We start from the raw sequence: 23,163 nt of genomic DNA, 5'->3' as shown, positions 1-23,163 counted from the left end.
CGGGGTCCCGGTGAGCCGCCGTCGCGCCGCGCGCCGGAACCTAGCCCTGCTCCGGCTGCGCGGTCGCGGCCGGCCTGGCCTCGAGGGGCGGGGTGCCGAGCATGTGCCACACCTGGAACGAGGAGAGCGTCGCGGACGGCCCCGAGGGGTTGATCCGCATCTCCTTGACCCGGCTGCGCAGGAAGAACCGCATGAGCCACTCGACCGGGAACCGGCGGCTGGAGAAGTCGGCGCCGTACGCGGCCACCTCGGCGGGCGAGGTGAAGACGACCATGACGGGGCTGCCGTCCGCCTCGTGGCGCGCGAAGACCGGGCCGGCCGTGGGTGTCCCACCCTCGGTGTCCTCGGTCTCGGGGCGCTTCTTCTCGGCGAGGAAGAGCTGGGAGTCGGGCGCGCGGAGCGCGTCGAAGAGCTCCTGGATGCTGTGCTCGCGGGCGAGGAGGTCCTTGACGGCGGTGTTGCTCGGCGCCGAGAGGGCGTAGTTGACCTCGGGCTTGCCGAGGGCGCACGAGGGGCCGCCCGGGTCGAGGATGAGCCAGCGCAGGTCCTCGTTCTGCCGGAAGAGCTCGAGCACGGTGGGGCCGGCCTGGGCGAGGCCGACGAGCTCCGCCGGCGGGGTGGTCCCGGCCTTCTCGTGGAGCTTGCGCCGGAAGTCGGCGAGCGCGACGTTGCTCGTGAAGGCACCGATCCCGCGCGAGCCGTCGGGCGCGGTGACGGTCGTCAGGCGCATGTCCGGCTTGCCGCCGTCGGTCTTGTGCACGTCGGACCCGGTCGCGTCGAGGACGAGGCGCCCGCCGAGGGCCTGGCGCAGCACGTGGAGCATGCGGTCGCGGTCGGGCTGGGCGGCGAACGTGGCGATCGCCTCGCGCAGCTGGGGGTTGTCCGGCTTGGCCCGCGGGGGCGCGGGCGGCGTCGTCCGGCCCTCCCGCGCGGCGGTGAGGACCTCCTCGACGGTGCCGGGAACGGAGCAGTAGTACAGGTGCAGCTCGTCGGCCGCGGTGAGGAGGTCCGCCGGCGCCGCGTCGCTGAGGAGGTGGACGCTCGCCCCGCCGAGGTCGCCCTCGACGATCCCGTCGACCTGCTCGACGACGGCGAGCACCTGGCCCTCGTCGGCGCTCGTGCCGTGGCGCACCACCCACGCGCCGCGCTTGTCCGTGAAGGGCAGCGGCGCGCCGACCGTCTCGATGATGTCCGCGAGGCCGAGCGAGCCGCCGAGGCGCAGCCGGCGCTGCTGGGGCCGCGAGCCGTCGGGGATGGCGATGCCGTCCCGGTCGACGTGCACGTGCACGGCGCCCGGCGCGCGGGTGCTGCGCGGGGGAGCGGGCACGTCCGGCACCGGCGGCACGCCCACCCGCGGGTCCCCGGGCGCCCCGTCGGCCGCGGCGACCGTCGCCTCGTCGGCCGCCGCCTCGTCGGCCGCCGCCGCGCCGCCCGCGCTCGTCGTCAGCCGCGGCGCCGACGCCGTCGTCGCGGGCGCCTCGATGCGCTCGGTGGGGCTGTTGCCGGTCAGGTCGCTCACGTTGCCGTCCTCGTTGTCGTGGTGCCCGACGTCGGTCGGCCGGGCGTCGTCGTCGGGCTGGGTCGTGCCGGTGGGTGGGGTCGGGCCCGCCTGCGGGGTCTCGCCCTCGGCGAGGGGGACGCTCAGGCCCGCCGCCGTGATGCGCTGCGCGACCCATTCCGGCACGAGCTCGCGCCGGCGGGGGTGGCGGGTGAGGAGGTGGACGAGGTCCTCGGCGTCGAGCGAGGCGTCCGCCGGCCCCCATGAGTCCGGCTCCTTGTCCGGGTTGAGCGTGGCGGCGACGGCGATGCGTGGCTCTGGCCAGCCGGTCGCCGTCGCGACGATCGTCGCGCTGATCCACGTGCCCGCGCCGGGGCGGGCGCCGATCTCCTGGAGCTCCCGGGCGTCACGGTAGGCGTCGCGCTCGGGGTCGAGCTCGCCGGTGCGGGACTGGCTGCCCTTGCCGCGCACCTCGGTGATGCGGATGCGGACCCGGTCGCGCAGGGGCCGCAGCTCGAGGTGCAGCTGGTCCCAGCCGGGCTGGGTCTGGACCGTGCGCATCATCCAGCGGGCGAGCGAGGTGACGAGCTCCTCCTGCCGCATCATGGGCGGGACGCTCATGGTGCTCGCTCCTCTCCGCGTACCGGCGGCGTGGTGCCGCGTCGTGGCGCGGCCGCTGGTGTGACGCGCCGCACTCTGCCCAGCACGCTACCTCGCACCGATTAGCACTGCGTAGGTGCCCGGTGGCCGGATACCCTGGGCCGGTAACGATGCACGTGTCCGCTGCGCCGCCGCAGGTGGCCCGACCCCCCGCAGAGAATCAGAGGTAGGACGTGCCCACCGGCAAGGTCAAGTGGTTCGACGCCGACCGCGGCTTCGGCTTCATCGCCGACGACGACGGCGGCGAGGTGTTCCTCCACGCGTCGGCGCTGCCGGCCGGGGTTCAGAGCCCGAAGCCTGGCACGAAGGTCGAGTTCGGCGTCGCCGAGGGGCGGCGCGGACCGTCGGCCCTCTCGGTGACGATCACCGAGCCGACGCTCTCGGTGGTCCGCGCGCACCGCAAGCCCGCGGAGGACATGGTGCCCATCGTCGAGGACCTCATCCGGGTGCTCGACCGCGCCTCCGGAGACCTGCGCCGCGGGCGCTACCCGGAGAAGGCCACGGGCGCCAAGGTCGCCCAGGTCCTGCGGGCCGTCGCCGACGAGTTCGACGCCTGAGCCTGCGCCGCCGCGGCTCGGTGCTCACTGCCCAGGTCGGGGCTCTCGCGGTCCGCTGCCCGCGTCGAGGCTCTCGCGCAACCACGGCAGCCGACCTGCGGGGAGCGCCATCTCGATGGTGCCTTCGTCCGTCGGGATGCGGACGAAGGCGCCGGCGCCGACCGGACGCGTGAACGCGTCGCGCCAGGTGTGCGGGCTCTCGACCACCTCGAGGCGCGTCGCGTCGATCGAGAACGGTGCGACCGACGACCCCGTGTAGGGAGTGATCCGCAGAGCGCCGCTGCCCGGCCAGATCTGGGCCTGCGACCACCGCCTGCTCAGCCGCGGGTGGCCGTCCCGCGTCCGCACATTGACCTCGAGGGAGTCCCCGGCGGTCGTCTGGCTGAGTCGGCGTGTGCCGAGGTACACGGCGACGAAGACCGAGAAGTGGAGCAGCGACGCGAGGCCGGCGTGAAGGGACTCGACGCGATCGCCACGCCACAGCCACAGGCTCGCGGTCACGGTGACGAAGGCGAGCGCGCCGACCACGGCCAGCGCAGCCACGCGGCGTCTTCTCGTCACGCCCGTCAGGATCGCACCGCCGGTGCGCGTCCGCTCCGGGAACGGGACGGCGACGAGGCAGGACCGCATCACGTCCGAGCCCAGCCGCCCGCCGCCACGCCTACACTGGTTGACGTGTCCGTAGCTACCACCGCCCCGGCCCGCGCTAGTTCGAGGTCCACCGCCAAGGAGGCGGTGCTCGTCGGCGCGGTCGATGTCGCGCGCGCGGCCGCCGTCGAGCTCGTCGGCGCCGGTGACATCGGTGAGCACCGCGGCGCCGTCATCGACGGCGAGCGGCTCGTGACGCACTACTTCGAGACGCTCAACCCCGGGTACCGCGGCTGGCAGTGGGCCGTGACGATCACCCGCCCGCCGCGCGGCCGCAGCGCCACGGTGTGCGAGGTCGAGCTCGTCGCCGGTGAGGGCGCGCTGCTCGCGCCCGTGTGGGTGCCGTGGGCGGACCGGCTCCGCCCGGGCGACGTCGGCGCGACGGACGTCCTGCCCTACGCGCCGCAGGACGAGCGGCTCGACCAGGGCTACGAGGCCACGGACGCCGACGCCGACGTGCTCGGCACCGACCTGCACCACGAGCTCGGCCTCGGCCGGGCCCGCGTCCTCTCTCGCGACGGCCGGAACCAGGCCGCCACCCGCTGGTACGACGGCGACCGCGGCCCGGCCGCGCCCCAGGCGCAGGCCGCGGCGGCGCCGTGCTCGACGTGCGGCTTCTTCCTCAAGATGGCGGGGTCGATGCGCACCGTCTTCGGCGTCTGCGCGAACGAGTGGTCACCCGACGACGGCCGCGTCGTCAGCGTCGACCACGGCTGCGGCGCGCACTCCGAGACCCACGCCCCCGAGGCTGTCAGCGACTGGCCGCTCACCCCGCCCGTCATCGACGAGTTCGACATCGAGGTCGTCGCGAACGAGCCGCTCAGGCCGGCTGATGACGCGAGCACCGATGCGGCCGACGCCGCGCCGGCTGACTCTGAGCCGGCCGACGCCGCGCCGGCTGACTCTGAGCCGGCCGACTCTGAGCCGGCCGTCGCCGCTCCCGCCGCCATCGAGCAAAGCGAGGCGAACCCGGGCGAGGCGTGAGCCTGGCCGGGCCTGACCGCCTTCTCGAGGCCCTCACGGGCCACGGCCGCCGGCTCCAGCACCTCGCCCGGGCGCCGCAGGAATGAGCGGCCCAGGTCGGCGGGGGCGGCCCACCACCGCTAGCCTCGGAGGCGTGCAGGAACCGACGGGGGGCGGTACCGCGGCGCGCCCGAGCTACCGCAGCGTGCTCGTGCGCCAGCTCCCGTTCGCCGGGGTCTTCCTCCTCGTCATCCTCGGCGTGCTGCTCTACGCGCCGGAGTCCTTCGCCAGCGCGACCTTCTACGCCGGCGCGCTCGCCGCGCTCCTCGCCACGACGCTGTCCATCGCGCTGCCGTGGCACTGGATGCACGAGCGCGCCCGGGTGGTCGTGCCGCTCCTCGACATCCTCGCCATCGGGCTCGTCGCGAACTCCGGCTTCCCCGCCTCGATCCTGCTCGTCTTCCCGGTCATGTGGATGTCGGCGACCTTCGGGGTGACGGGGGCGGTCGTCTCCGTCGTCGTCAGCTCGATCGCCGGGTGGGGCTCAGCCCTCACCCGCGACGCGACGGTGGTCGAAACCGACAACGTCCCGCGACTCCTCCTGCTCCCGGTCGTCCTCACCGCCATCGCCACGTACACCTACCTCGCGGAGCGCCGGTCCTCCGCGCGCCGGGCCCTCCTCACCCGCCAGAGCGCCCTCATCGAGGAGGCCCTCGCGGACGCGAGCCGCCAGCGGCAGGTGCTCGACTCGATCCTCAACACGATCGACGTCGGTGTCGTCGCCCTCAACCCGGACGGCACGATCGGGACGATCAACCGGGCCCACGCCGCCGTCGTCGAAGGACGCCTCAAGCTGGGCGACCACGTCAGCGTCCACGGCGGCATAGGCGGCTTCCGGGAGGACCGCGTCACGCCCCTGGGCCGCGACGGCTCGCCGCTCGTCCGCGCGGCGCGTGGGGAGTCGATCGACCGCGAGCTCACATGGTGGGACCAGGGCGGCGGAGAGTTCACGGCGTTCCGTATCTCCGCCGCACAGCTCGAGGAGGGCGACGGGACGGGTGGGGGCGCCGTCGTCCTCTACCAGGACATGACGGCCGAGATGAACGCCCTCGCCCAGCGCGAGGACTTCGTCTCCTCGGTCTCGCACGAGCTGCGCACCCCGCTCACGTCGATCCTCGGCTACCTCGAGCTGACGACGGACGACCCGGAGCTCCCGGAGCGGCTGCGCGGACAGCTGGGCGTCGTCGAGCGCAACGCCCAGCGCCTCCAGCGGCTCATCGGGGACCTTCTCTTCGCCGCGCGCACCCGCGTGGGGTTCGACCTCGAACCGAGCACGACGGACCTGCGGGAGGTGCTCCTCGACTCGGTCGAGAGCGTCGTCCCGCGGGCGCGCGAGGCGGAGGTCGAGCTCGACATCGTCGCGGACGAGTCCATCGTCGTCCTCGCCGACCGGACCCGTCTCGCGCAGGTGGCGGACAACATCCTGTCCAACGCCGTGAAGTACAGCCGGCCCGACGGACGGGTGACGGCGGTCCTCGACCGGGTCGACGGCGTCGCCCGGTTGCGGGTGCGGGACACCGGCATCGGGATCGCGCCCGCGGAGCAGGAGAAGGTCTTCGACCGCTTCTACCGGGCACGCTCCGTGCGGCAGGGCCCGGTGCCTGGCACCGGCCTCGGGCTGCACATCTCCCGCCTCATCATGGCCGCCCACGGCGGCGCGATCGAGCTTGCCTCCGAGCCCGGGGTGGGCACCGAGATGACGCTCACCCTGCCGCTGCACGCGGCGGGCGACGACGCACCGGAGCGCCACTCATGACCCTCGACGTCCCCACGCTCCTCGTGTTCTCGGCGGTCATCGTCATGACGAGCTCGGGCATGTTCCTCGCCGAGGCCTGGGCCCGTATCGGCCAGGAGGTCGACCGGCTGTGGTCCATCGCGTTCGCGTCGGCGATGACGACGGCCGTCGCCTACCTCGCCACCGCGGTGGAACCGGACCTGTGGTGGATCAATGCCATCGGGAACGCCACGAGCGTCCTCACGGTCTGGGCGATGTGGTGCGGCATCCGCGCGCACGAACGCCGCAGCTCGCGCATCGCCCTCGCGTTCCTCGTCGCGGGGGTGACCGCGGTGGCCGTCCTCGTCGAGGGGCCCGACGGCGGGTCCTGGGCGGGCGGGGTGGTCGTCCTCGTCGGCACGGCCCTTGGCGCACTCGGTGCCTCTGCCGCGATCCTGCGCGGGAGCCTCCGCAGCTCCCGTCCGGGGGCGCTGCTCGCGATGATCCTCGCCCTCGCCGGCGGGTACTACACCCTCCGGACCTTCATCTTCATCACGGCTGGGCCGACCTCGGAGATCTTCGTCACCTACCTCGGGACGGCGCCGTCGACGATCATCACGTCGGTCCTCGTCAACGCTGCCGCCTTCGTCGGCGTCATGCTCCGTACCCGGGGCATCGCGAGCGAGCGGGCACTCGCGGCGGCGAACTTCGACCCGGTGACCGGCGTGCGCTCGGCGGAGTCGTTCGCGACGTGCGCCACCCAGGAGCTGCGGATCGCCCGGGCTGCGGCGCAACCCGTCGCCTTCATCGTCATCGCACCGGAGGAGCTCGACGCCATCGCCGTTGCCTACGACCGCGGCGTCGCGGTGCAAGCGCTCGTCACGTGCGGCGAGATCGTCGGCGAGCACAGGCCCGCCCACGGCCTCGTCGGCAAGGACCCCGCAGACGAGGACGTGTTCCACGTGCTCGTGCGCGGGTACTCGGGGGCCGAGGTGCTCGAGTGGGCGACGTCGGTGCGCAAGGACCTCATCAACAGCCCCGTCCCCGTGCCGGGGAGCCACGTCCGGCTCACGGCAAGCTTCGGCGTTGCCAAGGCGGCCGACGCCGGGTACGACCTGCCCGCCCTGCGTGAGGCGGCCGCGGGTGCGGCGCGGGCGGCCCTGGCTGCCGGTGGGAACCGCGTCGTCGTCGCCGGCAGCGGGCCGGACACCCGGCCCGGGCGCGCCGCGAACGACGGGGCCCGCTCGGCGGGCTGAGCCGCCTCCCCCCGGTGCCGGCGCGCGACCCGCCGCCGGCCCTCGCGGAAGAGCCGTCCCACGGTGGCCTGGCTCACGGGGATGGCGCCGACCTTGAGGTTGGGCCCGATCCTCAAGACCGACGCGCACCACTCGCGCTGATCCTGAGGTGATCTCAGGCCTGCTTGAGCGGAGCGCTGAGGTTCGGTGAGCAGTATCGGTCTCGGTCAAGAACCGCTACCGAACGAAGGAAACATCATGTCGCGCTCCACCACCGCCCCCAGCTCCTCCAGGAAGGCCACGAAGGCCGTCGTCGCCACCGCCCTCGGTGTCGCCCTCCTCGCCGCCGGCGGCAGCACGTTCGCCAACTGGTCCGACACGCAGGAGTACGGCGCGAACGACATCAACAGCGGCCTGCTCACGCTGACGAGCACCGGCGGGGAGTGGACGAACTCGCTCGGCGACGACGTCGACCTCGCCGCGTACGCTGTCGTCCCCGGCGAGGTCCTCACCTTCTCCGACACCGTCACCATCAACGCCGAGGGCGACATCCTCGCGGCGACGCTCGCGACGAACGTCGCCACCATCGCCGCCGGCTCCAGCGCCGCCGCCGAGGGCTCCGTCCCCACCGAGCAGGACGTCGCCCTTGCCGACGCGCTCGTCGCCAGCTACGTCTTCACGGTCGACGGCACGGTCGTCAACGAGGCGAACCCCTTCGCGGTCACCGCCGACAACAACGGCGACGAGCTCGACGTCCAGGTCCAGGTCACCTTCCCCGACTCGGTCTCCGGCACCACCGCCCAGGACGCCACCGCGAACCTCGACGGCCTCGAGGTCGTCCTCACGCAGAACGCCGTCTCGGCCAACTGACCGCGATGATCTCCCTCCGCCCCCGCCTCCTCCGTGCGGCCGCCGCCGGCGCGCTGGCCCTCGTGCTGCTCAGCGGCACCTCGGCGAGCTACGCCCTCTGGTCGGACACGGTGGCGGCGGGGAGCGGTCAGATCGCCAGCGGCGCGCTGCGCCTCGAGCAGCAGCCGATGACGATCACGCTCGAGCGTCCCGCGGCCGACGGGACGGTGACGTCGCAGGACGTCACGACCACGCTGAGCGCCCGCCGCCTCGCCGCCGGCGACACGGTGGTCTACCGGGTGCCGGTACGGGTCGTCGCCCGCGGTGACCTGCTCACCGCGACGCTCGCCCTCGACACGACGGGGCTCGTCGGGCCGGGCAGCTCCACCGAGCTCGCCGCCGCGGTGCGGACGTCCACCTCCGTGGCGCTGACCGGGGCGGGCACCCCGGTCACCGGGACCGCCGCCTCCCGGCGCATCACCCCCGCCGACGACGGCGGCACCGTCCTCGCGACGGTCCGCCTGACGATCCCGGCCGCGCCCGCCGCGGGCCAGGACTGGGCCGGCCGGCTCCAGCAGCAGACGCTCGCCCCGGGCGCCGTCCGCTGGTCGCTCACGCAGAACTGAGAGGAGGAACGATGAACCGCACCCGCCCCGCGCGCCACCGCGCGCCGCAGCCCCGCCGTGGGCTGCCCGCCGCCGCCGCCGCCGCGACCGCCGTCGTCGCCCTCCTCCTCGCCCTCACGCCGTCGACCGGCACGCAGGCCCAGTGGTACTCCGAGGTCCAGGTCGCCACGCCCGGCGCGACGACGGACTCCCTCTCGCTGACGATGACCCCGGCCTCGGCCACCGTCGCCTCCGTGACGAACGGCTCCGCCGAGCAGACGGCCGCGTGGGCACCGCGCACGCTCAGCGTCACGCCGGCCGCCGGCAGCGGCACGACCAGCGCCGACGTCGCGACGTTCCTCCGCGGCGCGCGGGTCGGCTACACCGCCGGCACCTCGTGCGCCGCTCCCGCCGCCACGTGGACCGCGGCGCCGGTCACGTCCGGTACCGCCGCGGCCGTCACCCCAGTGACCGGCTCCGCCGCCCGGGCCACTCTTGTCGCCGGCGGCAGCCACGTGCTGTGCCTCGACGTGCGGCCCGCCCTCACCGGCTCGGCGCTGTCCGCAGCCCTCGCCGGGCGCACGATGACGCTGACGACCACCGCCGACTCCCGCTCCGTCGGCCCGGCCACGTGGACGTCCCCGGTGGCGACGTGGGCCACGACGTACCGGGTCGACCTCCCCCGACCCGACGCGCTCTCGTGCTCCGAGGGGGCCTTCGTCCCCACGACGCTGAGCTGGCGCTGGGCGGGCACGACGGCGGGGTCCACCCCCGCCATCGACCGCTGGGAGATCTGGCGGGTGTCCGGTGGGCGCGCCACCTCGCTCATGGCCACGGTCGGCGGCGCCGAGCGCGGCCTGCGCGTCACCAACGGCGACCTCGGGGTCTCCCTGTGGCAGCAGCAGGACCTCATGGTCCGCGCCTACCCCTTCGCCGGGAGCTCGGCGTACTACGCGGAGAGCACGCAGGTCGTCACCCTCCAGCGCAACATGCTCTCCAACCCCGGCTGCGCCGGGACCAAGACCAACACCTCGACGAACCCGGTGGTCCTCCCATGAGCGGCTCGCACACCGCCCCCCGTCCCTCCTCCACGCGGCACCGTGCCGCGGCGCGGCTCGGCGCGCGCTCGGTGGCGCCGTCCCGCCGGAGCACGTCCGGGCCGTCCGGCTCGCGGCCGACGACGCGGCGCGCTGGCGCCGGTGCCCCGGCCGTCCGCCGCCACGCCGCCCCGCGGGCCGAGGCCGCCGTCCAGGCCGAGGCCGTCGTCGAGGCGCAGGGTGCCGCGGAGGTGCAGGCCACCGTCGCCGCGAGCCCGGCCGTTCCCGCGGGGGCCGTGGCCCTCCCGGTGACGACCACCGCCGTCGCCGCGGCGCGCCGGCCCGTCGCCGTGCTCGCGTCGCGGATCGCGAACGTCGCGGTCTGGCTCGTCCTCGCCGTGGTCGCCGCGCTCGCGATCGCGATCGTCGTCCTCCCGCGGTTCATGGGCTGGGTGCCGCTGACGATCCTCACCGGCTCGATGGAGCCGACCATCCCGACCGGCAGCCAGGTCGTCGTCGAGCCGGTCTCCGGCGAGGCTGACGCCGCACGGCTCGGGATCGGCGACGTCATCACCTTCCTGCCCCACGCGGACGACCCGACGCTCGTCACGCACCGGATCGTCGGGCGCACGCTCGCGGCCGGCGGCGGCGTCAGCTTCGTCACCCAGGGCGACGCGACGAACGCCCCGGACCCGTGGGAGGTCACGGCGGTCCAGGTGCGCGGGCACGTCCGCTACCACGTGCCCTACGCGGGCTACGTCGCCAACGCCCTGTCCGGGGACCAGAAGACCACGGCCTCGGCCGTCGCGGCCGTCGCCCTCCTCGGCTACGCCGGCATCCAGCTCGCCGGCGCGGTGCGGACCCGCCGTCAGGCGACGTCGAGCGCGGCGGTCTCCGTGCCGGCGCGCTCCGACGTCGCGGGCGCCGGGGCTGTGGCCGGCGCGTGAGGGACGACGGCGACGCGCAGCGTGTCGACGGCCGTCTGCTTCATGTACTCCTCGGAGTACCCGGTGCTGACGAGCAGGTCGTAGCTGAGGGTGAGGACCACCTGCGTCGCGGCGGGGTCGAGCGGCGGCAGGACGAACGTCGTCGCGTAGCTGTAGGGGTCGCCGGTGACGTAGCCGGGGTGGACGCTCGCGCGGTCCTCGTACGCCGGCGGGGAGGGCAGCGGCGTGCCGTCGGCGTCGGTGACGGACGTCGTCACCGACAGGCGGGACAGGTAGACGTCGGTGCCGTAGAGCTCGGGGTACGTCGTCACCGAGAGGCTGACGGGCTTGTTCGCGTTGGACGTCCAGTCGCCCACGGCGAGGTCGGACCAGTAGTCGACCGTGACGCCGAGCGTGCCGGCGGTGAGCTCGCGCCGGGTGGACCCGCTGCCGAGGTCGTTCGGGAGCGGGGCGATGGGCGCTGCCGCGGTCGGCAGGGGCGCGGGTGCGTCCTCGACCGTCGGCTCGGCCGTGGCACCGGTGGCGGACGGCTCGGTGGAGGGCTCGGCCGTGGCCGGTGCGGCCGCGCCGCCCTCACCCTCGGCGGCCAGGGCCGCTTCCTCCCACGGCGGCGTCCCGCAGCCGGCGAGGGCCAGGGCGGCGATGGCGAGGAGCGCGGAAGCGCGGTGGCGACGTGACATGGGTTGACCTTCCTGGTCGCCGTGGGCACGGCGAGATAACTGAGCTTCGTACGGGTGGGGTGTCGTGGTGCGCCGGGCGGCTGAGGCTGGTGAAAGCGGGGCCGCAGCGGCGCCGTAAAAGCACGTTAGGGCCCGGATCGCCTAAAACCCGCACCCATGATGGAACCTTGAGGATCGATCACCCCGGGCCTTGCCCGGCACCGCGGGGGTTAGCCCCGGGGGTGAGGGTGAGTGGACATTCCGGTCATCAAACGATCACCCGCTGGTCATTAACCACGATGTCCGTTCACGCGGTGTGCTGTTCCGCGTCGCGGCCTGAGATTCCTACTCGGCTGCCCCCGAGAACGAGGAAGCGCATGACCGAGAACGCAACCCAGCCGCAAACCGCCGCCCCTCCGGGCCGCACCGCCACCGTGCCCACGGGCACCGGCACCCTGACCACGAGCCGGGCGCTCGTCACGAGCGAGCGCACGGTGGACTCCGTCATCGCCGAGATGGAGCGCTTCTCCTTCCAGCACGGGGAGCTCGTGCTCGAGGAGGAGACGGCGCCGGCCCGCATCGGCTGCGTCGTGCCCGCGTACAACGAGGAGGAGACGATCCGGCCCGTCCTCAAGAGCCTGCTAGCGCAGACCCGCCGGCCCGACGTCATCCACGTCGTCGTCAACAACACGTCGGACAACACCTTCAAGCTCGCCAAGAAGTTCTCCGGGCGCCACACGCGCAAGCGCAACGGGCACGAGCACACGACGACCGTCGTCGTCCACGACATCGGCAAGAACCCGGACAAGAAGGTCGGCGCGCTCAACTACGGCTTCCTCATGGTCCAGGACTACGACTTCCTCCTCGGCGTGGACGGAGACACGATCCTCGCCAAGGACACGGTCGCCGAGCTCGAGCACGAGATGCTCAGCGACCCGCGCATCGGCGGCGTCTCCGCGATCTACACCCTCGACAACCGCCAGCGCGGGCTCGTGGGGCCGCTCCTCCTCACGGGTCAGCGCGCGCAGTTCGCCGCCTTCAACATGCAGAACCTCGTGCGCGGCCGGAACATGGCCGTGCTCGGCGGACAGTGCTCGCTCTTCTCGATCCCGGCACTCAAGGACGTCATGGACGAGCACCACCAGCGCTCGCCGTGGGTGCGCGACTCGGAGGTGGAGGACTCCCTCCTCAGCCTGCAGATCAAGAACCTCGGCTACTCGACGAAGATCTCGCCCGTCGCGCGCGCCCAGGTGGGCGGCATGACGACGATGCGCGCGCTCGACGGCCAGCAGGTCAAGTGGAACTACGGGGCCATCGACCTCATGTGGCCCGGCCAGCGCGGGGACACCCACGGCCAGCCGTTCCACCCGAACATGCGCCTGCGGTGGATGGAGAACGTCTCCATGCTCACCAACATCGTCACGCGCATCAGCTTCCTGCTCCTGCTGTTCGCCAGCCTCAGCATCGGGGCCTTCGTCTTCTCGCCCGTGTGGCTCATCCCGCCGCTCGTCGCGATCGCGCTCAACGTCCGCACCGCACTCGCGATGAGGGACCACACCTGGCGGGACGTGCTGTTCGCCGTCCTGTTCCTACCGGCGGAGATCTACCTATGGATTCGGATGGGCCACTTCGTGAGAGCGTGGGCGAAGTTTCTCTCCGCCTCGCGCACGGACAACTGGGCGGCTCAGGCCCGGGCGGAGGGCGGCCGTGGATGGGCCTATCTCAGCCCGCTCGTCCTCGTCGTGTTCGCAGCCGCCGCACTGACGTGGATCTGGACGACGCTCCCCGAGATCGTCCAGGTGTCCCTCCTGTGGGTCGGGTGGCCGGCGCTCGGAGTCCTCACGGCGGTCCAGACGCTCTTCATGCTCCGCCGGCTCATGCGCCGGCAGCACGGGTACCGGGTCTGACCCCCGTGGCTCCGGGGAGAGTCAAGGGAGTGATCAACCAGCGCGTGCTCGCCGAGCTGAGCCAGGACATCGGCGCGGCGGCCACACGCGACTTCATCCGAGGCTTCGTCGCCATGCTCGACGGTCGGGTGACCCGGCTGCGCGACGCCCTCGCGGCACGCGAGATGGAGACTGCGCGGGTTGCCGCGATGAGCCTGCAGAGCTCGGCTGTCATGGTCGGCGCCGAGCCGCTCGGCGAGGTGGCGAAGGACCTCCTCGCGGCGCTGGACGCGGACCAGTACGACGCCGCCTGCGATGTGACGGTCGAGCTGTTCGTGCTCTCGGCCGCCACGCGGGTGGCGCTCAAGGAGCTCGTCAGCATGCGGCCGTGACCGCAGCTCATCCGCGCTCGCTCGAGCGGATGGGGCGCGGCCCCCATCCGCTCGAGCGTGTCTTGGTAGTGGCCGGCGTGCACCCGACCGGCCGGGAGCCCTCCCGCGCGGCCTCAGGCCTCAGCGGGAGGGGGTGAGGCGGTAGCCGATGCCCCGCACCGTCTCGATGTAGCGCGGCTGGGTCGCGTCCTCGCCGAGCTTGCGCCGCAGGTTGGCGACGTGGACCTCGACGGTGCGCTTGTCCGCGTCCGTCACCGGCGTCCCCGAGTTGTAGTCCTCGCCCCACAGGCGCCGCGCGAGCTCCGCCTTGGCCAGGACGCGGTGGGGGTTCTCGATGAGCGCCGCCAGCAGGTCGAACTCGCTGCGGGTGAGGTTGACGCGCTCGCCGTCGACGTCGACGAGGCGCCCGGGAACGTCCACGACGAGCCCGTTGTGCTTGCGGATGCCGGGCGGCGTTCCGGGCCCGGGCTCCGCGGGTGTGCCCGCCACCGCCGTCGGACCACCCGCGTGCTCGGGCGTCGCCGTGGCGGAGGCGTCGGCCGGGGCGGGCTCCGCGTCGGCGGTATCGCCGGGCATCGGTGCGCCTGGCGCCGCGAGGTTCCGCGGTCGGCGCAGCATGGCCTCGATGCGAGCCCGCAGCTCGCGGGGGCGGAACGGCTTGGTGAGGTAGTCGTCGGCGCCGGCGTCGAGGCCCATGAGGGTATCGATCTCCTCGGCGCGGGCGGTGAGCATGACGATGTAGGTGTCGGAGAAGAGCCGGATCCGCCGGGCCACCTCGAAGCCGTCGATGTCCGGCAGCGAGACGTCGAGCGTCGTCACGGCAGGACTCTCCGAGCGCACGAGCTCGACGCCCTCGGCCCCGCTCCCGGCGCTGCTGACGGTGAAGCCGGCCTGGCTGAGCGTGGCGACGAGAAGACCGCGGATGTCGTCGTCGTCCTCGATGACGACGGCAGCGCGAGCGCCGTATGCAGGATCAGCCATGTGGCCGAACGTACCGGGGGCGGTGCCACCGCGGCGACACATGTCGCTGGCGTGCTCTCACGACTGGACGTTGGTCGACGTGCGGGGTCCTCCACGCGGTGCGATTGTGAGGTTCCGCGAGCACGGTGTGCCGTGGACCGCGGCACCGGGGGGTGCTGCACAGGCCCGCGTCCCGCCTTCCGAGCGGACTCTCATAGCCGCCAGCAAGGGAGCCTCGGCTCCAAGGAGGAGAAGCGATCGATGTTCTTCCACAAGCAAGAGCTGCAGTTCAAGTCCACCCCTGACAAGCCGGACGCCATCTACGCCCGCAAGCTCCAGGAGGTGCTCGGCGGGCAGTACGGCGAGATCAGCGTCGCCATGCAGTACGCGTTCCAGGGCTGGAACATGCACCTGCCCGGCAAGTACCGCGACCTCGTCTTCGGGATCGGTGCGGAGGAGTTCGGGCACGTCGAGATGCTCGCGACGATGATCGCCCAGCTCCTCGAGAAGGCACCCCTCGGGATCACGACGGACGCCGTCCAGGACGACCCGACGGTCGCCGCCGTCGTCGGAGGCATGGACGTCCAGCACGCCATCGTCGCCGGCGCGGGTGCCCGTCCGGTCGACTCGAACGGCAACCCCTGGCAGGGCTCGTACATCACGTCGAGCGGCAACCTGCTCGCGGACTTCACGGCGAACGCGAACGCCGAGATGCAGGGCCGCATCCAGGTCGCCCGGCTCTACCACATGACCGATGACAGCGGCGTGCGGGACATGCTCGCGTTCCTCCTCGCGCGCGACACGATGCACCAGAACCAGTGGCTGCGGGCGATCGAGGAGCTCAAGGCAGACGGCCTCGAGGAGCTCCCCACGCCGAGCAACTTCCCGCAGAAGAAGGAGCACACGGAGGTCTCCTACCAGTACCTCAACTTCTCCGACGGCGTCCACGCCAAGGAGGGTGGGTGGGCGTCGGGCCCGTCCATCGACGGCAAGGGCGAGCACACGTACCACGACGGCCCGACGACGTCGGCGCCGATGCCGCCCCCGACCCGCCCCGACGCTCGGCTCTACGGCACGACCGACCTGCCGAACCGCGTCGAGAAGATCGCCGGGACGGTGCAGGACAAGCTGCACCGCGAGTAGTCGCCGGCGGGCTGCGGCGTCGTCGCGGCGTCGCAGCCGGAGCTGACGGGAGCGGGAGCCGGCCGAAGGTCGGCTCCCGCTCCTGCGTGCTAGGAGCCGGTCAGGGGAGGCGGAGCGCCGCTCGGGCGATGGTCCGCACGGCGGGGCGCATCTGGTCGAGGGACTGGCGGTACACGGCCTCGTCCAGGCGGTAGGGGTCGACGACGTCGTCCTGCTCGGCGGGCACGTGCGCCCGGCGTGCCGACGCGAGCGGGATGAGCGCCGCGAGCCGGTCGGCCGGTGCGGCGTCGGCCCCGGCGGCGGCGTCGAGGTCGGCGGCAGGGACCTGCTCGGTGAGGCGCGCGAGCTCACGGAGCGTGAACGTGCGCCGGACCGCGGCCGGGACGAGGTCGACGACGTCGCCCCGGTGCAGGCGGGTGGCGGCGAGGACGAGGTCGGCGTCGCGGACGAGGTCCGGGGTGAGCCGGCGGGCCGCGAAGCCGGAAGTGTCGACGTTGATGCCCTCGAGCAGGGCGCTCATGGGGCCGTGGATCGGCTCGCCCACGAGGGCCCCGGTGCCGGCGCTCGTCACTCGGATGTCCGGCACGTCGGCGAACGCCCCGCGGAGCAGGCGCTCGACGGCGGGGGAGCGGCACACGTTCCCGGTGCACACCACGAGGATCGTGAAGCTGTCGCCGCCGCGGTACGCCATGTGTGTCTCCTCGTGTCGTGCATCACCCGTAGGGGAGCATCATCTCGCGTCGGCGAGGTCGTCGTGACTGTTCGTGCGCGCACCGCGGATGGCCGCTCGGGCGACTGCTCCCGCGATTGCTCTGAGGCTTCGCTGGATCATCCCGGAGTAAGCGGTGAAACAAAGTCCGCGCGTCGAAGATATCCGCTCGCCGCATAATCCTGGTGAATGGCGAGTTGCGCACCGCGCAAAGCGCTGGCCGGGCGTAATTCGGTGGGCGGACCGATATCGCCGATGAAGGGATGCACAGCGACGCCGGTGCCCAGCTTTTCGCGCCGATGCCCTGCGGGCGTCGGTGGCGGGTCCGTGCCGACCTCGTAGGGTCGGGAGGATCGCTGCGTCCCTCGGCCCGCGCCGCTCTCGCAGGCCGTTCACGACCCGAGGAGCCCCGTGCCGTCCTATCGCGTCCGCATCGGCGTCGGGATGCTCCGCCCCGGAGTCGACCCGGAGAGCGTCCTGCCCTGCGGGGCGGACGCAGCCGCGGCGCTGACGACTGTCGAGGCGCGCGACGTCGAGCTGCGCGGAGGGCGTGCCAGGATCCTCGTGCGGTTCACGGCCGCCGACGACGCCGACGCGCACCTCACTGCCCGGGCCGTCCACGCCGCCGTCGACGCACTGGCGCAGGTCGGGTTGCCGGAGCTGACCTGCCGCTACGGGAACCGCTGGATCTCCGTGCGGTAGGTCGCGCCGGTCGGTCAGGCTCGGGGTGCCGGCTCGCGGAACCGCCGAGCCGGGCCGGGGCTCATCGCTCTCGGGCCGGGGCGCGGAGGAAGCCGGCGACGGAGAAGCACGAGGCGACGAAGGCGATCGCCATGATCCAGCGCACGTTGCCCCACTCCCAGCCGTGCTGCAGGCCTTCGAAAGCCAGGTACCCGAGGATCGGAACGGCGGCCACCCAGCCGGCGCGGCGCCAGCGCTCGCGCGCGCGCCTGCCCGACGTCGATCGCGGCAGCCGTGAGGCGTACGCGCCGGGAGAGCCGAACTCCTCCGCCATGCTGGTGCCATTGGTCGCAGCGTGACCACGGGCCTCGGCGATGGTCGAGCGCACGTCGTTCTCAGGCATCTCGATCCGGAGGCGCAGGATGCCGGCCAGCTGGGCAGCCCACTCGTCATCAGACGCCACCGTGCCGGCGGAGGTTGTGGTGCCGTCGGCGGCGGTGATCGTGCCGTGCGCCTCGATCGTCTCGGTCTGGCGTCGGGCGCGGATCTCGTCACCGCCGGGCAGGAAGCGCACGATCGCGACGGTGACGAGGGCGTGGACAGCGACCAGGGCGACGTACCACCACACAGATCCGGTGAAGAGCGGGCGGTCGTTGCCAAGGATGATGGCCGCCAGCAGGGCCGATCCTCCGGCGACGGCCGGAACGAGCGCGCCGGCGATCGCCCACAGGCGGCGGGTCCGCATGAGCAGCGTCTCGAACGTCGTGATGGACACGAAGGCTGTGATGCTGGTCAGCGTGGGCAGCAGCAGCTTGCCGAGGGAGTAGTCGGTCGTCCAGTTGCCGGAGACGACCTCCAGGACCATGAGCATGACGACGAGCAGGCTCGCCATGCACGCCGCCGGGCCCGGGACGTCCCACCAGCTCGTGCTCGGTTCGGGAGGGGCGAGTGGCGCGCCGTCGGCCCGCCACTGCTCCATCTGCGTCCCGACGTACTCGACGGCCTCGCCGAACAGCTCCTCCGGCCCCTCGCCGGACTCGCGCACAAGCTCCAGGACCCGCGTCAGCTCGTCGGTGACGAGAGCGGGGTTGATCCGGTCCAGGTAGAAGCGGCCGATGACAAGCTCGGCCCACTCCCTGTCGGCGGCTTCACCGCGGGCCCGCGCGAAGGCGGTGGGCAGCGCGTCGATGCTCGGTCGGCTCCTCGTGGTCATGCTCAGTGCCCCTTCGCGGGATCGAGTGCTTGCGTCAGGCCATGCCACTTCGTGAGCCCGTCGACGAGGTACTCCCGGCCGGTGTCGGTGATGGAGTAGTCCTTGCGGCCGGGACCGGAATTGCCCTGCTCCCAGGTCGTCTCGACGTGGCCCGCGTCCCCCAGGCGGCTGAGCGCCGGATAGAGCGAGCCGCCCTTGAGCCGGCCGAACCCTCGACCCTCGAGGCGCTGGGCGATCCCGTACCCGTGCAGCGGCGCGTCGAGCAAGCAGCCGAGAATGGCCAGGTCGAGGCTGGCTCGGATCCAGGGCAGAGGCCACTCGGGGTCGGGCATAGATCTAAGTATATGATGTACCTACGTACGTAATGCAAGGATGCCGGTCCGGACCGCGAGCGGGGCTACTAGGGTGGCTCGGTGCTTTCTCGACCTCTGCCCCGTTCCGTCCTGCCTGTTGCGGCCTGCGCGCTCCTCCTTGCCGGATGCTCGAGCCCGGCCCTCGCCCCGGCTGCGTCGCCGGGGGCGTCGCCCGCGCCGACGCAGACTACGGAGGAGGAGCCTGCCTCGCCGACGCTGCCGCCGCGCGACTCCGTCGTCGTCGAGGGCGAGATCAACGGTGCGCCGGTCGAGGTCGAGGTCGGTCCGGTCGTGCGCGACGGAGAGCTCGCCGTCCTGCGCGTGGCGACGACCGCGACCGGGGCCGAGGACGTCAACCTCGGCGGTGCGCTCGGCTTCGCCTTTACCGACCTCGGCCGCGTGGCGCCCGACGCCGTCCGCCTCGTCGACGCCGCAGGCCGCACGGTCGCCCTCATGGCGCACGACGCCGACGGCACCCGTGCCACCGAGGTCGATGACCTCCGGGCGCGTGCAGGCGAGGGGCCGGCCACGTTCCACGCACTCTTCGCCGCCCCGTCCGGGGACACCACCGCCGTCCTCATCCCGCACGTCGGGTTCGTCCCGGACGTGCCGGTCGTGGCCGACGGGCCGGTGGGCGCGGCCGACGTCGCCGCCGTCATCGACGCCCAGCCGGCGGGCCTCGTCGCGCCGGTCCGTGCGCTCGATTCCTACCGCGAGATCGCCGGCGGCACGGTGCGTGCTCGCGAGGTAGGGCAGCGGACCACCGTCGGTATCACCACCGACGTCCTCTTCGCCGACGACTCGGCCGACCTCTCGCCCGACGCCGACTCCGCGCTCGCGGCGGCCGGCGCCGAGCTGGCCGGCGTCGAGGCGGGCGAGCTCGTCGTCGTCGGGCACACCGACGACGTGGGCACGCCCGCGCACAACGCCGACCTCTCCCGGCGCCGCGCGCAGGCCGCGGCGACCCGGCTCGGGGAGCTCGTCGATCTCACGCACTTCGACGTCACGGTGGAGGGCCGTGGGAGCGACGAGCCCGCCGTCCCGGGCACCTCGGACGAGGCGCGCGCGGCCAACCGGCGCGTCGAGCTGGTCTTCGCCAGCGCGAAGCGTCCGGGCACGGACCCGGCCGTGGCGTCCGAGGGCGCGCACCCGGAGGCGGTGGGTGCCGTGGGCGGTGCGGCCGAGGGGGTCGTCGTCACCTACCGGGAGGACGAGGTGCGAGTGACCGTCGAGAGCGTCCGGCGCGTCGGCAAGGTGCTCGTGGGCGAGCTGCGCCTCGAGCGGGTGGGCGGTGAGCGCGGGACGATGCCGTGGCCCGTGTCCCAGACGGCGCTGGACGCGCGCGGTGAGTTCTCCCCGCAGCTCCAGTTCGCCGCCACCGGCGTCACGCTCCTCGCGGGGAACGAGCGGGTCTTCCCGCTCGACTACCTCGTCTCCGACGAGGACGACTCCTACCGCCACCCGCTCGCCGAGCTGACGGTCGCCGACCCGCTGGACGTCGGGGACACGGACACGGTGACGGTCGTGTGGCCGGATATCGGTGCGGACACCGTCACGCTCGACCTGCCGCGGGTCGCGCTCGTGGGCGGGCTCGTCGAGGCGGGCGCCGCCTGGCGGATCACGGACGTCCCGGTCGAGGAGTAGGCGGACCCGACCGCGGCCCGGGGCGGCGGACCCCGGGCCGGGCGCGGGCAGTGGCCCCGCCGCCACATCCAGGTGGTGACGCGGCTGAGCGCGGCCCTATGCCTCGAAGATCTGCCCGCTGGGTGGGAACCAGGCGAGGGCCGTCGCCTTCGGCTCGCCGGCTCCCCAGCGGGCGTCGCGCTCGGCCGGGTCGACCGACAGGTCCGGCCAGAGCATCGGGACGCCGGCCGCCGCCTGCGGGATGGCGTGGTCCATGAGCTGGACGTGGAGGTGCGGCTCGGACGTGTTGCCGGTGTTGCCGACCGCTCCGAGCTGCTGCCCCGCCGTCACCCGTTCGCCGGTGCGGACCGTGGCCGAGCCGCGGCGCAGGTGCGCGTACGCGGCGTACGTGCCGTCGTCGTGCGCCACGATGACGTGGTTCCCGAGGATCCGCGACGCCCCGCCGAGCTCACGCACGAAGCCCTCGATGGTCATCATCCACAGCACGGTCGGCCACGTGTCGCGGGCGCCGTGGTCGCGGGCGGCGTCGCGGGCGGCCACGACCGTCCCGGGCGCCATGGACAGGACCGGTTCGCCGAAGGCGGGGTACGACTCCGGCCGCCGGGTGCGTAGCGACCATCCGAGCGACGCGCGCGCATCGGACGAGGGGCGCAGCAGGTCGACGGCGTACGTCTGCCCGTAGGCCTTGACCCCGTGGCTGGGGACGGCTGAGCCGGGGCTGTTGAGCGCCACCCAGCGTCCGCGCACCGGCGCCGGCAGCGGGACCGGCGCCCGCTCGGAGCGCGGTGGGCGGACGAGCGAGAGGAGGAAGAGGCCGACGACGAGCACGAGGTCGAGCCGCGCGGGCAGCCACGTCGGCAGCGTCACCCCGGTGATGACCGCGAGCGCGAAGAGGCGCAGCCACAGCGTCTGCCAGCGGGCGATCGTGCGCTTCATCGGCGGGCTCCGAGGACCGTCGTGAGGAGGGGGACCACGCGCGCCACCGGCACCTCGTAGCGCCCGCCGCCCGCGGCCCGGAGCCAGCCGGCCGCGACGAGCTGGCGCACGTGGTGGTAGACCTGCCCGCTCGTGCCGATGCCCTCGGTGCCGGTCAGCTCCTGGACGGTCCGGGCGCCGGAGAGCACCTGGCCGAGCAGGCGCAGGCGCACGGGGTGGCCGAGCGCGGCGAGGCTGTCGGCGCACTCCGCCCAGTCGAGGCCGAGGAGGTCGTCGGTGGTGGCGCCCTCCTGCCACTCGGCGGCACGGCCGTCGGGCAGCGTCACGGTGCCGGTGATGAGGACAGCACCGGGTGCCTCGACCCGGGCGTGGAGGCCCTCGAGCGCCCAGAAGACGGAGGGGTCGGGGGTCCTTGCCGCGGGCGGCGCGGTGGTGGGCGCGGTGGTTGCGGCGGGCGCACCCCTGCCCGCGCGCTCCTCCGGGTGCTCCGTGCGCAGCGCTTCGGCGCTGGACACGAGGCGCTCCAGCTCAGCGACGCGTTGCTCGAGGGTCGCCAGACGATGGTCGCTGCTCATCCGAATACGGTAGTACGTAATTCCGTACATGCATACACCTGCGCCCGCCGGTCCGGCCAGGCGGGTGCCGATCAGAAGCGGCGGGCGCTCGGCGGCGGTCGCGAGGGAGGCCGCTGACGCGACAAGAGCGAAGCGGCGCCGCAGGGGCGCGACGTGAGCCCGACGCCCCTGCTCGCCGGAACGTACCCCCGGGCCCCTGGATGAGCTGGCCGGTGAGGCGCGGGGGCCGTCGTTCCCGGGGGTCCGGCCGACCGGCCGCCGATGGATAGGATCGAGCGGTGCGAGTTCCTAGGGGGAGGGCCGCGTCATACGTGGCGATCGGCGCGCTTGTCGTGCTCAACGCCGTGCTCATCTTCATGCTGCTCCGCCCGCCCGAGCCGCCGGCGAGCGACCCGCTCCCGGACTTCACGCCGGAGCCGGCCACGACGTCGGCCAGCGCCGGCACCAAGGTCCCGCCGGGCGGGACCACGTCGCCCGAGCCCGCCCCGGACGCGACAACCGGCGCACCCGCGCAGGTCGGCGCCCAGCCGGCCCAGCGCCTTCTCGCCGCCTCGACCGAGGCCGTCGCGTGGCGCGCGAGCACCGGCGACTGCGAGGCCCCCGCTGTCCTCGAGTACACCGAGGACGGCGGCGCCACGTGGTCCGCCCGCGAGCCCGGCGTCACTCCCGTGTCGCGGATGAAGGTGCAGTCCGGTTCGGCCATGTTCGTCATCGGCGGCACGGACGGCTGCAGCCCGACGTACCGCTCCACGTCGAACGCCGGCGTCACGTGGTCCACGGCTGACGAGTACCTCGGCGGCTCGTGGTTCCTCCTGCCTGCCGACCGGACCCGCATGAGCGCGCCCGCCGGCGAGGTCCCGGTCCCGTGCGAGGGCGAACCGGTCGGCCTCGCCGGCCTCGACGCCGAGCGCGCCGCCGTCCTGTGCACCGAAGGCACTCTCCAGCTCACCTCCGACGGCGGCTCCACATGGGCTGCCGCGGGCTCGACTCCGGGTGCTCTCGCGCTCGGGCTGCGGCCCGACGGCTACGTCCTCGCCACCGCGAGCCCGGACTGCGCCGGCGTCGAGGTGCGCCTCCCCGACGCCGCGGGCGCCGGCCTCGACGACGCCGCCGGCTGTGCCCCCGCCGCCCAGGCCGAGCCCGGGCAGGTCGCGGTCTCCGCCACGTGGGACACGGTGTGGCTGTGGTCGGGCGACGAGGTCCTCGTCTCCGCCGACGCCGGCCAGACCTGGTAGCGCC

The 23,163-nt window shown here is 73.5% G+C and carries 23 protein-coding genes; 14 read left to right on the top strand and 9 right to left on the bottom strand.

The features are described from left to right. Nucleotides 1-40: 40 nt before the first annotated feature. Nucleotides 41-2,119: an SseB family protein gene (locus V2J63_RS13845; RefSeq protein ID WP_331231574.1), complete on the bottom strand. Its 2,079-nt coding sequence runs from the start codon at nt 2,117-2,119 to the stop codon at nt 41-43. Nucleotides 2,120-2,331: 212 nt separating this feature from the next. Between V2J63_RS13845 and V2J63_RS13840 the strand changes: the two genes are divergently transcribed. Beyond that, nucleotides 2,332-2,715 (top strand): cold-shock protein, encoded by a 384-nt coding sequence (locus tag V2J63_RS13840; protein ID WP_331231573.1) that lies wholly within the window; start codon nt 2,332-2,334, stop codon nt 2,713-2,715. Nucleotides 2,716-2,739: 24 nt separating this feature from the next. On the opposite strand, the gene V2J63_RS13835 is transcribed toward V2J63_RS13840, so the two are convergent. Further along, nucleotides 2,740-3,258, bottom strand: coding sequence for a hypothetical protein (locus V2J63_RS13835; RefSeq protein WP_331231572.1), 519 nt, complete (start codon nt 3,256-3,258; stop codon nt 2,740-2,742). A 132-nt stretch (nt 3,259-3,390) separates the two neighbouring features. Between V2J63_RS13835 and V2J63_RS13830 the strand changes: the two genes are divergently transcribed. The 7 genes from V2J63_RS13830 to V2J63_RS13800 all read left to right on the top strand — a co-directional run bounded on the left by V2J63_RS13830 (nt 3,391) and on the right by V2J63_RS13800 (nt 10,773). Continuing rightward, the gene (locus V2J63_RS13830) at nt 3,391-4,347 is read left to right on the top strand and encodes a DUF3027 domain-containing protein (RefSeq protein ID WP_331231571.1); all 957 of its coding nucleotides are present in this window, start codon (nt 3,391-3,393) and stop codon (nt 4,345-4,347) included. A gap of 133 nt (nt 4,348-4,480) precedes the next feature. Then, entirely contained in the window at nt 4,481-6,142 is a 1,662-nt protein-coding gene (locus V2J63_RS13825; RefSeq protein WP_331231570.1) for a sensor histidine kinase, read from the top strand. Beyond that, on the top strand, nt 6,139-7,356 hold the full coding sequence (locus V2J63_RS13820) for a GGDEF domain-containing protein (protein WP_331231569.1): 1,218 nt from the start codon (nt 6,139-6,141) through the stop codon (nt 7,354-7,356). Before V2J63_RS13825 ends, V2J63_RS13820 begins: the two co-directional genes overlap by 4 nt. A 237-nt stretch (nt 7,357-7,593) precedes the next feature. Further along, nucleotides 7,594-8,205, top strand: a complete 612-nt coding sequence (locus tag V2J63_RS13815) for an alternate-type signal peptide domain-containing protein (RefSeq protein ID WP_331231568.1) — start codon at nt 7,594-7,596, stop codon at nt 8,203-8,205. A gap of 5 nt (nt 8,206-8,210) precedes the next feature. Next, entirely contained in the window at nt 8,211-8,810 is a 600-nt protein-coding gene (locus V2J63_RS13810) for a hypothetical protein (RefSeq protein ID WP_331231567.1), read from the top strand. 11 nt (nt 8,811-8,821) lie between these two features. Further along, a complete protein-coding gene (locus tag V2J63_RS13805; RefSeq protein ID WP_331231566.1) occupies nt 8,822-9,847 on the top strand; it encodes a hypothetical protein in 1,026 nt (341 codons plus the stop codon). Next, nucleotides 9,844-10,773, top strand: a complete 930-nt coding sequence (locus V2J63_RS13800; protein WP_331231565.1) for a signal peptidase I — start codon at nt 9,844-9,846, stop codon at nt 10,771-10,773. The genes V2J63_RS13805 and V2J63_RS13800 overlap by 4 nt, the downstream gene beginning before the upstream one ends. On the opposite strand, the gene V2J63_RS13795 is transcribed toward V2J63_RS13800, so the two are convergent. Continuing rightward, nucleotides 10,695-11,453, bottom strand: a complete 759-nt coding sequence (locus V2J63_RS13795; RefSeq protein ID WP_331231564.1) for a hypothetical protein — start codon at nt 11,451-11,453, stop codon at nt 10,695-10,697. The genes V2J63_RS13800 and V2J63_RS13795 overlap by 79 nt on opposite strands. A gap of 356 nt (nt 11,454-11,809) precedes the next feature. Between V2J63_RS13795 and V2J63_RS13790 the strand changes: the two genes are divergently transcribed. Then, a complete protein-coding gene (locus tag V2J63_RS13790) occupies nt 11,810-13,339 on the top strand; it encodes a glycosyltransferase family 2 protein (RefSeq protein WP_331231563.1) in 1,530 nt (509 codons plus the stop codon). A gap of 29 nt (nt 13,340-13,368) precedes the next feature. Then, nucleotides 13,369-13,710, top strand: a complete 342-nt coding sequence (locus V2J63_RS13785; protein WP_331231562.1) for an Hpt domain-containing protein — start codon at nt 13,369-13,371, stop codon at nt 13,708-13,710. A 120-nt stretch (nt 13,711-13,830) separates the two neighbouring features. Here V2J63_RS13785 and V2J63_RS13780 read toward each other — a convergent pair whose 3' ends face one another. Continuing rightward, entirely contained in the window at nt 13,831-14,691 is an 861-nt protein-coding gene (locus V2J63_RS13780) for a response regulator transcription factor (protein WP_331231561.1), read from the bottom strand. A 240-nt stretch (nt 14,692-14,931) separates the two neighbouring features. Here V2J63_RS13780 and V2J63_RS13775 point away from each other — a divergent pair, with 240 nt between their 5' ends. Next, nucleotides 14,932-15,813: a manganese catalase gene (locus tag V2J63_RS13775; protein ID WP_331231560.1), complete on the top strand. Its 882-nt coding sequence runs from the start codon at nt 14,932-14,934 to the stop codon at nt 15,811-15,813. 100 nt (nt 15,814-15,913) lie between these two features. On the opposite strand, the gene V2J63_RS13770 is transcribed toward V2J63_RS13775, so the two are convergent. Continuing rightward, nucleotides 15,914-16,504, bottom strand: coding sequence for an arsenate reductase/protein-tyrosine-phosphatase family protein (locus tag V2J63_RS13770; protein WP_331231559.1), 591 nt, complete (start codon nt 16,502-16,504; stop codon nt 15,914-15,916). A gap of 429 nt (nt 16,505-16,933) precedes the next feature. Between V2J63_RS13770 and V2J63_RS13765 the strand changes: the two genes are divergently transcribed. Further along, nucleotides 16,934-17,224, top strand: a complete 291-nt coding sequence (locus tag V2J63_RS13765; protein ID WP_331231558.1) for a hypothetical protein — start codon at nt 16,934-16,936, stop codon at nt 17,222-17,224. Between the two features lie 61 nt (nt 17,225-17,285). On the opposite strand, the gene V2J63_RS13760 is transcribed toward V2J63_RS13765, so the two are convergent. Together V2J63_RS13760 and V2J63_RS13755 are read right to left on the bottom strand one after the other, a co-directional pair. Next, complete coding sequence (locus V2J63_RS13760; RefSeq protein ID WP_331231557.1) at nt 17,286-18,416, bottom strand: hypothetical protein; 1,131 nt, start codon at nt 18,414-18,416, stop codon at nt 17,286-17,288. Between the two features lie 2 nt (nt 18,417-18,418). Continuing rightward, nucleotides 18,419-18,748 carry a PadR family transcriptional regulator gene (locus tag V2J63_RS13755; protein ID WP_331231556.1) on the bottom strand — a complete coding sequence of 110 codons (330 nt, stop codon included), beginning with the start codon at nt 18,746-18,748 and terminating at the stop codon, nt 18,419-18,421. An 81-nt stretch (nt 18,749-18,829) separates the two neighbouring features. On the opposite strand from V2J63_RS13755, the gene V2J63_RS13750 reads away from it, so the two are divergent. Then, nucleotides 18,830-20,413 (top strand): OmpA family protein, encoded by a 1,584-nt coding sequence (locus V2J63_RS13750; RefSeq protein ID WP_331231555.1) that lies wholly within the window; start codon nt 18,830-18,832, stop codon nt 20,411-20,413. Nucleotides 20,414-20,509: 96 nt separating this feature from the next. On the opposite strand, the gene V2J63_RS13745 is transcribed toward V2J63_RS13750, so the two are convergent. Together V2J63_RS13745 and V2J63_RS13740 are read right to left on the bottom strand one after the other, a co-directional pair. Then, a complete protein-coding gene (locus V2J63_RS13745) occupies nt 20,510-21,349 on the bottom strand; it encodes a M23 family metallopeptidase (RefSeq protein WP_331231554.1) in 840 nt (279 codons plus the stop codon). Beyond that, the gene (locus V2J63_RS13740) at nt 21,346-21,924 is read right to left on the bottom strand and encodes an ArsR/SmtB family transcription factor (protein ID WP_331231553.1); all 579 of its coding nucleotides are present in this window, start codon (nt 21,922-21,924) and stop codon (nt 21,346-21,348) included. The genes V2J63_RS13745 and V2J63_RS13740 overlap by 4 nt, the downstream gene beginning before the upstream one ends. Nucleotides 21,925-22,235: 311 nt before the next feature. Between V2J63_RS13740 and V2J63_RS13735 the strand changes: the two genes are divergently transcribed. Continuing rightward, nucleotides 22,236-23,159, top strand: coding sequence for a beta propeller repeat protein (locus V2J63_RS13735; protein WP_331231552.1), 924 nt, complete (start codon nt 22,236-22,238; stop codon nt 23,157-23,159). Nucleotides 23,160-23,163: the final 4 nt, after the last annotated feature.

Source organism: Georgenia wangjunii, from assembly GCF_036421975.1.
Lineage (GTDB): Bacteria > Actinomycetota > Actinomycetes > Actinomycetales > Actinomycetaceae > Georgenia_A > Georgenia_A wangjunii.
This window is presented reverse-complemented; position numbering and strand designations above follow the sequence as displayed.

Coding starts and splice junctions, on each gene's coding strand:
- V2J63_RS13845 (WP_331231574.1), bottom strand. CDS start 2,119: ATGAGCGTCCCGCCCATGATGCGGCAGGAGGAGCTCGTCACCTCGCTC.
- V2J63_RS13820 (WP_331231569.1), top strand. CDS start 6,139: ATGACCCTCGACGTCCCCACGCTCCTCGTGTTCTCGGCGGTCATCGTC.
- V2J63_RS13815 (WP_331231568.1), top strand. CDS start 7,594: ATGTCGCGCTCCACCACCGCCCCCAGCTCCTCCAGGAAGGCCACGAAG.
- V2J63_RS13810 (WP_331231567.1), top strand. CDS start 8,211: ATGATCTCCCTCCGCCCCCGCCTCCTCCGTGCGGCCGCCGCCGGCGCG.
- V2J63_RS13805 (WP_331231566.1), top strand. CDS start 8,822: ATGAACCGCACCCGCCCCGCGCGCCACCGCGCGCCGCAGCCCCGCCGT.
- V2J63_RS13800 (WP_331231565.1), top strand. CDS start 9,844: ATGAGCGGCTCGCACACCGCCCCCCGTCCCTCCTCCACGCGGCACCGT.
- V2J63_RS13795 (WP_331231564.1), bottom strand. CDS start 11,453: ATGTCACGTCGCCACCGCGCTTCCGCGCTCCTCGCCATCGCCGCCCTG.
- V2J63_RS13790 (WP_331231563.1), top strand. CDS start 11,810: ATGACCGAGAACGCAACCCAGCCGCAAACCGCCGCCCCTCCGGGCCGC.
- V2J63_RS13780 (WP_331231561.1), bottom strand. CDS start 14,691: ATGGCTGATCCTGCATACGGCGCTCGCGCTGCCGTCGTCATCGAGGAC.
- V2J63_RS13775 (WP_331231560.1), top strand. CDS start 14,932: ATGTTCTTCCACAAGCAAGAGCTGCAGTTCAAGTCCACCCCTGACAAG.
- V2J63_RS13770 (WP_331231559.1), bottom strand. CDS start 16,504: ATGGCGTACCGCGGCGGCGACAGCTTCACGATCCTCGTGGTGTGCACC.
- V2J63_RS13760 (WP_331231557.1), bottom strand. CDS start 18,416: ATGACCACGAGGAGCCGACCGAGCATCGACGCGCTGCCCACCGCCTTC.
- V2J63_RS13755 (WP_331231556.1), bottom strand. CDS start 18,748: ATGCCCGACCCCGAGTGGCCTCTGCCCTGGATCCGAGCCAGCCTCGAC.
- V2J63_RS13745 (WP_331231554.1), bottom strand. CDS start 21,349: ATGAAGCGCACGATCGCCCGCTGGCAGACGCTGTGGCTGCGCCTCTTC.
- V2J63_RS13740 (WP_331231553.1), bottom strand. CDS start 21,924: ATGAGCAGCGACCATCGTCTGGCGACCCTCGAGCAACGCGTCGCTGAG.